General features: G+C 56.9%; 9 protein-coding genes. All 9 read left to right on the forward strand.

The features are described from left to right. The first annotated feature begins 56 nt into the window (after nucleotides 1–56). Nucleotides 57–1,037 carry an ABC transporter permease gene (locus ACI1P1_RS11800; protein WP_416216591.1) on the forward strand — a complete coding sequence of 327 codons (981 nt, stop codon included), beginning with the start codon at nucleotides 57–59 and terminating at the stop codon, nucleotides 1,035–1,037. A gap of 19 nt (nucleotides 1,038–1,056) precedes the next feature. Then, entirely contained in the window at nucleotides 1,057–1,932 is an 876-nt protein-coding gene (locus tag ACI1P1_RS11805) for a carbohydrate ABC transporter permease (RefSeq protein ID WP_416216592.1), read from the forward strand. 72 nt (nucleotides 1,933–2,004) lie between these two features. After that, on the forward strand, nucleotides 2,005–3,570 hold the full coding sequence (locus ACI1P1_RS11810; protein WP_416216593.1) for an extracellular solute-binding protein: 1,566 nt from the start codon (nucleotides 2,005–2,007) through the stop codon (nucleotides 3,568–3,570). 72 nt (nucleotides 3,571–3,642) lie between these two features. Beyond that, entirely contained in the window at nucleotides 3,643–7,431 is a 3,789-nt protein-coding gene (locus ACI1P1_RS11815; RefSeq protein WP_416216594.1) for a fibronectin type III domain-containing protein, read from the forward strand. Between the two features lie 206 nt (nucleotides 7,432–7,637). Beyond that, on the forward strand, nucleotides 7,638–8,585 hold the full coding sequence (locus ACI1P1_RS11820; protein WP_416216595.1) for an ROK family glucokinase: 948 nt from the start codon (nucleotides 7,638–7,640) through the stop codon (nucleotides 8,583–8,585). Between the two features lie 58 nt (nucleotides 8,586–8,643). After that, the gene (rapZ, locus tag ACI1P1_RS11825) at nucleotides 8,644–9,534 is read left to right on the forward strand and encodes an RNase adapter RapZ (RefSeq protein ID WP_416216596.1); all 891 of its coding nucleotides are present in this window, start codon (nucleotides 8,644–8,646) and stop codon (nucleotides 9,532–9,534) included. Between the two features lie 185 nt (nucleotides 9,535–9,719). After that, nucleotides 9,720–10,700, forward strand: a complete 981-nt coding sequence (locus ACI1P1_RS11830) for a gluconeogenesis factor YvcK family protein (protein ID WP_416216597.1) — start codon at nucleotides 9,720–9,722, stop codon at nucleotides 10,698–10,700. A gap of 6 nt (nucleotides 10,701–10,706) precedes the next feature. Beyond that, nucleotides 10,707–11,636, forward strand: coding sequence for a DNA-binding protein WhiA (whiA, locus tag ACI1P1_RS11835; protein ID WP_416216598.1), 930 nt, complete (start codon nucleotides 10,707–10,709; stop codon nucleotides 11,634–11,636). Between the two features lie 264 nt (nucleotides 11,637–11,900). Continuing rightward, entirely contained in the window at nucleotides 11,901–12,170 is a 270-nt protein-coding gene (locus tag ACI1P1_RS11840; protein WP_113019519.1) for an HPr family phosphocarrier protein, read from the forward strand. The last annotated feature ends 193 nt before the right edge of the window (nucleotides 12,171–12,363 follow it).

The raw sequence follows: 12,363 nt of genomic DNA on the forward strand, positions 1-12,363 counted from the left end.
TTGTTCCCGGTGTATCCCAAAACCCGGGAGAGGCTGCACAAGGAAGGAGCGAGGTCATGCAAAAAGGAGGAGCGAACAGGCTGGAAATCCCGCGCGCAGTGCCAGAATCCCAACATCCGGGTGCCGCAGCCCGGTGGCAGCGGCAATGGCGCATATACAAGCAGCATCGTGCGCTGATCATCATGCTGCTGCCCGGGCTGGCGTTATTCCTGCTGTTCAGCTACGTGCCGATGTACGGCGTAGTCATCGCATTCAAGAATTTTCAAATTACGGAGGGTATACTCGGCAGCCCGTGGGCCGGGTGGGAGAACTTCCAGCGCCTGTTCCAGGGGAATGGCTTTATGAACGCCCTGCGGAACTCGGTGGTCATCGCTTTTTTGAAAATGGTGCTGGTTTTTCCCGCCCCGATTATACTGGCGCTGCTGCTCAACGAGCTGCGGGTCACCTGGTTCCGGCGGACCATCCAAACGGTGACGTATTTGCCCCATTTTTTCTCATGGGTGGTGCTGGCCGGCATCCTGTTCCCGTTTCTGGGCAATGAAGGCGGCTTCAACAAGCTGTTGGGCATGTTCGGCATCTCACAGCAATTGTGGCTGCTGGAGCCGGACTACTTCTACGGCATGGTGGCCCTGACGAACATCTGGCAATCCGCAGGCTGGGGGTCCATTGTCTACTTTGCGGCGCTGGCCTCCATCGACCCAAGCCTCTATGAGGCGGCTATTGCCGACGGGGCAAGCCGCTGGCGGCGGATCTGGCATATCAGCCTGCCGTCCATTGCGCCTACCGTCATTATTATGTACCTGCTGAATATCGGCCACTTCCTGTCAGTGGGTTTCGACCAGATCTATAACCTGGTGACGCCGCCTACCTCGGGGGTGGGGGAGATTCTCGATACCTACGTGCTGCGCCGGCTGCTGACCATGGATTATGAGCTGGGCACAGCCGCCGGATTGTTTAATTCCACAGTGGGGCTGGTGCTGGTGCTGATCGCCAATACCCTGGTGAAGCTGTACGACAAGGAGCGGGGACTATGGTAAAGGAAGGGAGGCGGATACGATGAAAGCAACCTGGGGCGAAAAGACCTTCGATGTGCTGAATGCCGCAGTATTGACGCTATTTGGGCTTACCACGCTTTACCCGCTGTTGTATATCATCACCTTGTCGCTCAGCACACCGGCGGATGCGCTGGCTATGAAGTTCTATTGGTTCCCGCTGCATCCTACGCTGATGTCCTACCAGAAGGTATTGGCGCATCCTGATCTGTTGGCGGCTTATAGCAATACCATCATCCGCACCGGAATGGGGATTGCCATTTCATTGACCATGACGGCAATGGTGGCCTATCCGTTGTCCAGGCGCACCTTCCCGCACCGGGGGTTTATTATGAAGCTGTTTGTGTTCAGCATGCTGTTCAGCGGAGGCACCATACCGATGTTTTTGCTGGTGAAAAATCTCGGCATGCTAAATACCTTGTGGGCGCTTGTTCTGCCGGGGGCGGTGTCGGCCTTTAATATGATTGTGATGCGGAATTTCTTCGAAAGTATTCCCGGGGAGATTATCGAGTCGGCGCGTATGGACGGTGCATCGGAGATGCGGGTGCTCCTTCGGATTGTACTGCCGCTGTCCGTGCCTGTTATGGCGGTGATGGCTCTTTGGGTGGGGGTGGCCCACTGGAACCACTGGTTTGACGCCATGATCTATACCCAGGATAACCGCTGGCAGGTGCTGCAGCTGTTTCTGCGCCGGACGGTTGTGGATGCCACGGTGTCGCTGACGCCCGGTGAGGACATCAACCGGATCCGGGAGGAGTATACCCCGGAGTCGCTGAAGGCGGCTACCATTGTGGCGGTGACGCTGCCGATTCTGTTTTTGTACCCGTTTATCCAGCGGTATTTTGTCAAAGGCATCATGCTCGGCTCAGTTAAGGGCTAACGTACGACCGCAGCTTGGCGGTCCGCAACCGGTTTGCTCGAATAAAACCATTTCCACACAGGGGGTAATGCGATGTTTACAAAAATGGGGGTTAAAGGATGGCTGCCGCTGGCGGCTGCCTGCTCGCTGGCGCTTGTTGGATGCTCCAATGGTGGAGGGGAGGCCGCAGGGCCGTCGGCTTCGCCGGGAGCCACTGCAGCACAGGTCAAGCCGATGGAGATCAAGTGGATGGTGCCTACGGCCGATTTAAACGCCAATTCCCATGTTATCCAGTATTTGCAGGAGAAGTTTAATGTCAAAATCAACTATTATTCCATTCCCCAGGCCGATTATGTCCAAAAGCAGCAGATTTTGCTCACCTCGGGGGATGTGCCGGATGTGATGTTCATATATGATCCCAACCAGCTGTTTAAATATGCCAGTCAGGGGCTGCTGGCCGAGCTGCCGGTGAAAACCATTGAGCAGAGTGCCCCCAAGACCAAAGCGGTGCTGGACAGCTTTGCCAAGCAGGGCTGGTTTTACACTAATCTGAACGGTAAAAACTACGGGCTGCCCACCACCTATTTCACCGGACAATTTAATGCCAAGCAAGGCTGGCGCATGGATCTGCTGAAGAAGGCGGGAGTGGAAAAAATTCCGGAAACCATCGACGACATGACGGCCGCCTTCGCCAAGCTGAAGCAAAACGGCGTGTACGGCATGACCACCAACGGGAACTCGTATTACTTCCAGTTCTGGTCCATCTTCGGCGCCTACGGCGTAATGCCGACCCAATGGATGCTGAAGGACGGCAAGGTGGTCAACGGAGCGGTTGTGCCGGAGGCCAAGGAGGCGCTGACGCTGCTGGCGGACTGGTACAAAAAAGGCTATATCGATCCGGAGTTCGTGACCGGCAAGGATCTGGATAAGAAGCTGGTGGAGGGCAAGGTTGCATATACACACAGTACAGCGGTGTCCTCATTTGACCTGAATAACCCGCAATCGGTCTTCAGCTCCATGAAAAAAGCCAACCCCGAGGCGGATTTCCAGGTGGCGCCGCTGCCCAAGGGGCCTCGTGGCCAACAAGGGGGCTGGGCATGGGGCACGGCGGGCAGCACCTTTGCCTTCGGCAAGCACATGGAGCAGCAGCCGGAGAAGGTGAAGAAGGTACTTGAGATCATGGAGGCCATCCGCAACGATGAGCAGGTATTCCTTGACTCCGCCGTTGGGGTGAAGGGCAAACATTGGGATTACACGACCCTTTCTGATCCGCAGAGCGGCATTAAATTTATTCCGCCTTATGACGACACGGCCAAGCTTGCCACAGAAGGGCTTCGGAACAATTTCGATACCCTTTTTGCCGGAGGTCCGGCCCCCGTTATTTTTGAGAATGCGCTGGGCAAAAGCAGTGTGGAGCTCTTAAAGAAGTACAACATACCGGTTTCGGATATCTTCGGCAAGTCGGATGTGCTGCCATCCTCCGGCAAATATTGGGGCGATCTCACCAAGCTGAAGCTGGATGCTTATGTTCAGATTGTGAGAGGCGACAAGCCGGTATCCTACTTCGATGAATTCGTCAAACAATGGAATGACATGGGCGGTGCGCAGCTGGAGAAGGAAGCCAATGAGCTGTATAAATCTGTGCAGGGCAGCAAATAAACAATGGCGGAAATGGCGGCGCATCGCGGTGCGCCGCCATTTCCGGCTTTGCCGGGGAAGGGGATGGGGAGGATGAAAGGCAAGTCTATTGTGATGGAGGACCGGCTCCAAATAACCGGATACGCATGGCCGTCTACGCTGCTCCGCTTTCCCTGGTCCGGGGAAGAGGCGCCGTCGTCTCTCTGGCTGGCGGACGGTGAAGGGGAAACGGTGCCCTTCCAATGGAGAAGGACAGAATCGGGAGTGCAGGTTTGTCTGGTTGCCGACCTGCCTGCCGGCGCACGGAGACGGTTTGAATGGTTCGATGGTCCGGCTCCGGCTGCAGGAGCGAAGTATAGCCAGGTGTCTGTCGTACGGGAGCACGGAGGTGTGAGGGCGGATAACGGAAAGCTGCAGGTAATGCTCACGGAGGGGCGGCTGGTGGGCGGTGAGCTGTTCTCACTGCGTCTGGCGGACACTGGGGCAGTGGGAGTTGCCCGCATAGACGGGGGCGGCCGCAGACTGCTTGCCGCAGAGGGCAAGGTAACGGCGGAGGGACCTGTTTTTGCCGAGTGCGAAATCATCTGCCGGTTCGAGGGAGGCGCAGAGTACTTTGCCACCATAACGGTTGCGGCCGGAATGGAGTATATCGGGCTGCGGGAGGAGATGTCCGGGTTTGCCGCCGGTGAAGATGCAGTGCTGCGGGTGGAGTGGCACGGGTTTGCACCGGTGCGGCGGTACACCAAGCCGCGGGGGGAAGAGCCCATTGACCGTTATCTGGACGAAACCGGTGGTTTGCCGTTCCGGCTGAAGCCCTACGATAATGCTGTCTGCTGGCAGCAGGCCAAGGCGGCGGCTTTCTCCGGGGGCGGGGTGACGGCTGCTGTATTCGTGAAGGACAGCGGGAGCTGGGACGACAGCGGTTATGCCTTATGGGGCACGCCGGAAACGATGGCGGTCCGTTTCCGCTGGTCCCGGCGCAGCGGGCGGCTCTTCTGGGAGTATCCGCTGGCAGTGGGAAGCCGGTGTACGGCTGTGGCGTTGTACCCGGCGGACCGGGACCTTGCCTTGACCGGCGGCTCCTATGCGGATGAGCTGTGGCTGTGGCATGAGTTTCTTTCCCTGGATAAAGTGAAGGATTGGACGTTGGACTGGGACGAACGGCAGACGGAATATCCGCGGCTGTTCTCCGGAAATCGGCTGCCGGAGCGAATGCATACCTGGTTTGGCTACAGGACACACAAGCCGGTGCCCGAGGATATGGAGGCGATTGTGGACCGGTTGTCGTTTTGCCTGCATCAGCCCGGAGAGCTCAGTCCTGTTGCGGCCCGGGAGTTTTATACCTGGGCGGCTACCTTCGATCTGGCTGCCCCGGACATGGAGCCGGATCTGTTCCGCAGGCTGAAGGCCGCTTTTGCCTTTATGGCATATGCCCATAATGAGGAGTGCTTTATGCCGGTGGAGAACATGCTGGCCGGCCATCCCAATTTTCTCGTGGATGTGAGGAGTGTGCCTGCCTTGGCGGCGGCGCTGTTTCCGGATCATCCCCATGCACGCCGCTGGAAAGAGGATTTTGAGCGGGCCATGGCGCGCAATATGAAGTACCATGTCCGGCCCGATGTGCCTGCTTGGGGTGCCCGGGGAGGCAGACACACGGAAAATCTGGCTTGTTACACCCTGTATAACCTGAGAGCGATGCTGAGTCCGGTTATGGCACTCCAGAAGGTGTGGGGGGAGCATCCGGTTGCATATCCCCATTACAACAAATGGCTGTCCTGGCTCCTGAATGCACTGACCGCCCCGGTGGCGGGCCGCCGCCATGTTCCGACTCAAGGCGCCCATGCAGGCGGGCACGTGGACGACTACGCCGCGCCGTTGGAGCTGCGCATAGCGGGGTTTGGCCTGCGCGCCATTGACCCGCTGCTGGCCGAGCATCTGCTTCATGTGAGTCCGGCCGATGCCCGGAGCTTTGCCGAACGGCAGCCGGATACGGATATTTGGCGGGCGGCCTATGAGGCGCCCTTCGACAGCAATACAGGGACGCGGCCACCCTTGCAGTCAGCCAAGTATACCGGGCATGGCTTTGTCCTGCGGGCTGAGGTGGGCAGGGCTGCGGAAGCCTCCGTTCACCTGCAGCAGATTGACGAAGGGCCGAATTACCGGTGGGGGCGTGCAGGGCAAGGGGGCTGCGGTGTCATTACCTACTATGCAGGCGGAAAGCGTCTCAGCTTCAACCGCAAGGAGGATGTGGGCGACGATAACCTGGGGGATGTGCAGGCCTGCTGCAATTTCGGCGTTCTGTACGGGCATGAGTTCCGCAGTATAGGCCGCCGAGACTTGACCGATCCCCTGTTGGATCTTGGCTTCGCCCAGTTTGCCCGTGTGCTGGCAGGCCCGTACTCCAGGCCTGCTTACCATTCCCGGAGTGTGCTGATGTCCGGGAGCGATTACATCATCATCTACGATCAAGTGGGTGATATGCGGGTCAGGGGCCGGTTTTCCTGGTTCGTGCAGGAGCGCGACCCGTTCCCGACTATTTGCCAGCTGAAGCCGGGGGTGCCGGGCTACGATGTTTCGCCGGGTATTCCCGCCGAGCTTGGTCCGGGTGCTTACCGCAATACCAACGATGAATCCAAGGGGAAATATTACGACGGTAATGGGCACTTCCTGACGTTGGTTTCCCCCCACGGCAAGGGAGATTACGGGTATTTGGTGGGTGTAGAAGCGACAGCGTACGGCGCTTTGGTGACACTGAATGACCGGCGGGACTATGTATTCCGGGATGAAGCCGCCGTTGTTTTTGATGAGGGCGGGATATCCTTCACCGGCCATGCCGGTATTGTTCGTCTATACAGCGAGGAGAAGGCGGAGGCGGCGCTGTTCGCCGGCTCACGGATCGGCGCCGCTGGCGTTGTGCTGGAGGTTCTTCGCACCGGTTCAGATGGCGACGTGGACGGGGAGCTGCCCTTTGCCGGCTTCTCCTTCGCCCGCAATGGCGCAGCGCTCACAGGCGGGTATGCCGGTTGCGGCGGGGCCACTGTGAAGCTCACGCTGCCGGACCTGTTGTGCAGGGGAGCGTACCGGCTGTATGTGGACGGCGCTGCTGTGGAGCTGTCGGGCATCAGCGGCAGGTGTATTACATTCCGCCTGCCGGAAGGATGCGGCCGGTGGGGATGGACGGACCGGCTGCCGGTCCCGGCAGCGGTGCAGGTAGCAGGCTACCGGGTTGTGTCCGGCTCAGCCGAGCTGCTTTGGGAGCCTGCCGCCGGAGCGGACGGTTATGAAATCGCAGTAAGCCATAACGGCGGTGCGGACTGGACGGAGGCGGCAGCAGTTATTGCGGGCAGCACGACGTTTCCCTTACGGTGGCGGCTTAACGGAACCAATGGCACCAAATGCCATATACGGCTCCGGGCAGTCAACCGTGACCGGAAGGGGCCCTGGAGCGGGGATTATCCCGTCTACTTCACCGGGGAGCCGCCGGAGCGGGCGGACGGGCTTCGGGTGATGCGGACGGAGCAGGGGTTCCGTTTGACATGGGGCTGGCAGCTGGGGGCAACGGGCTACCGCTTATACCGCCGTGAGCAAGACGGGGGCAGCTTTGCCCTCATTTATGAAGGGGAACAGCCTGCCTATAACGATGCCGTTGTAAGTGACGCGCGCGTGTTTGAATATTGTGCTGCCGCCTGCAACGGCAACGGTGAAGGCGCCGCTTCCCCGCCCCGCAGCACAGCACCCGGCGGTTTGGCGGATTGGGATCCCCGTCCGGATGAACCGTTCCGCCGGTACACCCGCAGCCACGAGTACGGCTACAACGGATTTGACCATTGGGCCAATAATCGTAAGGCGGTGCTCCCGCCGTATCCGGAGCAGGAATTTTAGCGTTCCCGCAGCTGAACGGAGGCCGGAGGCATGGATAAACCGGCATTCCGCTGCTGGTTCCATCTGCAGGAGCCGCCTTCGGGCGGCTTTTTTGCTATGTTAAAATACCGTAGAAATGGCACAGGATCGCTTCTTGACCTGCCGGAGGCCTTGGCTTATAGTGGGAACAGATGCAAAACTATTATTCGTTTGAGGTGACGGTCTCGATGTCGGAGAAGATTTATGTGGGTGTGGATTTGGGCGGAACCACCATTAAGGTAGGCGTATGTGACTCGGAAGGCAAGCTGGTGCATACCTATGAAGCACCGACCAAAGCGGAGGAAGGCGCAGAAGCGGGTATGGAGCGCATCGCCGAGTATGTACGTACGGCAGTGGCCGAATCCGCGTATGAGTGGGAGCAGGTAGCAGGGGTAGGCGCAGGTATGGCCGGTTTTTTGGATATCCCCAACGGGTTTATCAAGTTCTCCAACAATCTGAACTGGCGCAATGTGCCGGCCAAGCAGATTCTAGAGGAGAAGCTGGGTGTACCGGTTAAGATCAACAATGATGCCAATGTGGCAGCTCTGGGCGAAGCTTGGGGCGGAGCAGGACGGGGCATCGACAATTGTGTGTGCTACACCCTGGGGACAGGCGTCGGCGGCGGCATTATAATTAATGGTAAAATTTACGAGGGCTTCGGCGGGATGGCCGGAGAGCTGGGCCATGTGTCCATTGTTTCCGATCTGGAGGCGGTAGCCTGCACCTGCGGTCAAAAGGGCTGCTTGGAAACCGTGTCGTCGGCTACTGGTATTGTGCGGATGGCCAAGGATGCTGTTGAGCGTGGTGACCGCACGGCGTTGGCGCTGGTGAACCCTATTACTGCCAAGGATGTATTCGATGCCGGTAAGGCCGGCGATGAGGTTGCGCTGCGGATAATTAACCGGGCTGCCTATTACCTGGGCCGCGCTATGGCCGGCATGGCCGTTATTGTGAATCCCCAACGGTTTATTGTTGGCGGCGGCGTCTCTAAGGCTGGGGACATCCTGTTTGAGCCTATCCGCGAAACCTTCCGGAAGTATACACCCGAGCATGCGCAGACCGGCGTGGACATTGTTCCTGCCACTTTGGGCAATGATGCCGGTGTAGTAGGTGCAGCCGGTTTGATGCTGGAATAGACTAGTTATACATTGGTCCGCGTAGCATACAATGTTAGGAAAGAGGAGGAAGCCCGCCATGGAGGACCGGATGGAGCAGGCGATGCTTGTCATCATTACCGGCATGTCAGGCGCCGGCAAAACCATTGCCGTGCAAAGCATGGAGGACCTGGGTTTCTTTTGCGTAGATAACCTGCCTCCTGTCCTGATACCCAAATTTGCCGAGCTGATCCAGCAATCCAACGGCAAAATCGGCCGTGTGGCCCTTGTAATCGATCTCCGGGGCAGAGAGTTCTTTAAGGCCCTGTCCCAATCTCTGCAGGACGTGAAGGACAATTACACCCTGCGTTCCGAGATTCTGTTTCTGGATGCGACGGATACGGTGCTGGTGCAGCGTTATAAGGAAACCCGGCGCAGACACCCCCTTGCCCCAGGCGATGCCCCGTTGGAGGGAATCAGCCAGGAGCGCAAGCTGTTGGAGGAGCTGAAGGGCCTGGCCAACCAGGTCATCGATACCTCCAATTTGAAGCCGGCCCAGCTGAAGGAGCGGATAGCGGCCCGGTTTACCAATGTCGAGGAAAGCAAGCTGTCCTTAAATGTGATTTCCTTCGGCTTTAAATATGGCGTTCCCATTGATGCGGATCTGATTTTTGATGTGCGGTTTTTGCCGAATCCCCATTATGTGGAGGCATTGCGCCCCAATACCGGGATGGATTCGGAAGTCTATGAATACGTGATGAAGTGGAGCGAAACCCAGGAATTCCTGGTGAAGCTTCTGGATATGCTGCACTTCCTGATTCCCCAATACCGCAAGGAAGGCAAAAGCCAGGTGGTCATCGGCATCGGGTGTACCGGCGGCAAACACCGTTCGGTGGCCATTGCCGAATATCTGGGCAAGGTTCTTGGGGAGAGCGAAACGGAGGATGTCCGGGTCCGCCACCGGGATGCCGACCGGGACCGCAAGGTGTAGGGGTTCAAAGGATTTACCCTCAATTTGTCTTTGACAAATTCGAGGCTTACATAACATATCCGGCCTTTCTGCCTTCAATTTGTCTTTGACAAATTCGAAGAGTCCGATAACGCATCCAGCCTTCGGCAGGGATCGCGTTATGGACATTTGGCATGGACCATGTTATTCAGATTGGGGTGGGCTATATGCAACAGCGCAATGGGCGGCTGCCGCGGATCGTGGTGATCGGCGGAGGAACGGGATTATCCGTAATGCTGCGTGGACTTAAAGAAAAGCCTCTGGATATCACCGCCATTGTTACTGTTGCCGATGACGGAGGAAGCTCCGGCATCCTCCGGTCCGAGCTGCAGATGCCGCCGCCGGGCGATATCCGGAATGTTTTGAATGCGCTTGCGGATGTGGAGCCGATGCTCTCCCGCATGCTGGAGTACCGGTTTACGGCCGGGAATGGATTGGCAGGCCACAGCTTGGGTAACCTAATTTTGGCGGCGATGCATGACATTACGGGGGATTTCGTATCCGGCATCAAGGCGTTGTCCCGGGTGCTTGCCGTACGCGGCCGGGTGCTGCCAACCGCTAATCAGGCGATTGTCCTGAAGGCGGAGATGCAGGACGGCACCATTGTGGAAGGGGAGTCCAAGATTCCACTTGCAGGCGGCCGCATCAAGCGGGTATTCCTGGAGCCGGATAATGTGGAGCCCTTGCCGGAGGTGCTGGAGGCCATCCGTGAGACGGATGCGATTCTGGTCGGACCGGGCAGCTTGTACACCAGTATTTTGCCGAATCTGATTGTTCCTGGGGTGGCCGATGCCCTGGTGGAATCCGATGCCATCAAGATCTTCATCTGCAACGTCATGACCCAGCCGGGGGAAACCGACGGCTATTCCGTCAGCGATCATCTGCAGGCGATTCATGATCATGTTGGGCATCATCTGTTTGATTATGTTATAGTGAATAATGGCGATATTCCTCCCCAAGTGGAGTCGAAATACGCCGAACAGGGCGCAAGCGCCGTAGAGCTGGATCTGGACGAGGTCAAGCGCAGAGGCTATCAGGTGATTGCCGACAGGCTTGTATTGTTCCGGACCTACCTGCGGCATGACGCCGAACGGTTGAGCCACCATATTTATCAGCTGGTGGAGAGCTGGATGTCAAAGAAGAGGTGAGAGGCCATGTCCTTCGCGGCGCAGACGAAGAAGGAGCTTACGCTAATGGAGACAGAGGCCTGCTGCGAGAAGGCGGAATTATCCAGCATGATCCGGATGAACGGCGCAGTCCAAGTATCCAGCCAGAAGGTGGTTCTGGATATTTCCACAGAGAATGCGGCTATTGCCCGGCGGATTTATTCCCTGCTGAAGAAGACGTACCATATCCACATTGAGCTTCTGGTCCGCAAAAAAATGCGCCTGAAGAAAAACAACGTCTACATCGTCCGCATCCCGGCCGGGGTGCAGGGCATTCTGTCCGATCTGAGGATCGTCTCCGAAGGGTTCCAATTTACAACAGGCATCGACAAAAGCATCATCAAAGGCAACTGCTGCAAGCGTTCCTACCTGCGTGGGGCTTTTTTGGCGGGAGGTTCCGTCAATAACCCAGAAGGGTCGTCGTATCATCTGGAGATTTCGTCCATGTACGAGGAGCATTGCCAGGCCCTGGTTGACCTGGCGAACCGGTTTCACCTGAATGCACGCTGCATCGAACGCAAGAAGGGGTTTGTGTTCTACATCAAGGAAGGCCAGAAGATCATTGAATTCTTAAGCCTCATCGGCGCCCATCAGGCACTCCTGCGGTTTGAGGATATCCGGATCATGAAGGATATGCGCAACTCGGTTAACCGCATCGTCAATTGCGAAACGGCCAATTTAAACAAAACCATCGGCGCGGCGCTGCGGCAGATTGAGAACATCAAGTTCCTGCAGCGGGAGGTGGGGCTGGAGAGCCTGCCGGAAAAGCTGCGGGAGGTGGCGGAAATCCGGCTGCAGTATCCCGACGTGAACCTGAATGAAATCGGCGACTATTTGAAGGGCAATGTGAGCAAATCCGGCGTCAACCACCGCCTTCGCAAAATAGATGAAATGGCGGAGAAGCTTCGCCAATCGTAAATGCCGGGTCCAAAAGCAGCCCAAATCGGCCCATGACGGAAGCAATCAGGAACATACCGCTGAAAATCGGTTCTTTCTCTAGTTTACTTCCGGAAATGATGCTATAATGGTAGAAAATCGTGTTCTTTTCTGTTGTCTCATTTTAATTTCCATAATGTGACAGAGGTTTTTTGCGTTTTCCAACACGGATTTCCTCTTATGAGGCGCAAGCGCTTCAACTCATATAATAGATGGAATAAGTCATTTTTTAGGGGGTATTGGTTCATGTCGAGGCGTCCCGTCGTCGTTAAGTTGAAAACAGGTCTTCATGCTAGGCCCGCCGCCTTGTTCGTGCAAGAAGCTAATAAATTTTCTTCCGAGATTTTCGTGGAGAAGGATGATAAAAAGGTGAATGCAAAAAGCATCATGGGCATTATGAGCCTTGCCATCAGCACTGGCACTGAGGTTCACATCAGTGCGGAGGGAACAGATGCCGAGCAAGCTGTTAATGCGCTTGTCACTCTGGTCAGCAAGGAAGAGCTGGAGAATCAATAACAGGCGGTTGATTTTCCGATGCATCAACCAACACCAACCAAGCTTCCTGAATAGGGAAGCTTTTTTTCGCATTTGACCAGAATAAACTCCCGATAACCAACCTGCCGAAAACACGGCCGGTTGGTTTTTTTTGTTGCTGCAGAAATCGGTGCATCAGCGGAAAATGGTCAATGCTCCGGGGGCAGCTCCCCAA

Origin of the sequence: Paenibacillus mesotrionivorans, from assembly GCF_046098205.1 — a bacterium.
GTDB lineage: Bacteria > Bacillota > Bacilli > Paenibacillales > NBRC-103111 > Paenibacillus_AR > Paenibacillus_AR mesotrionivorans.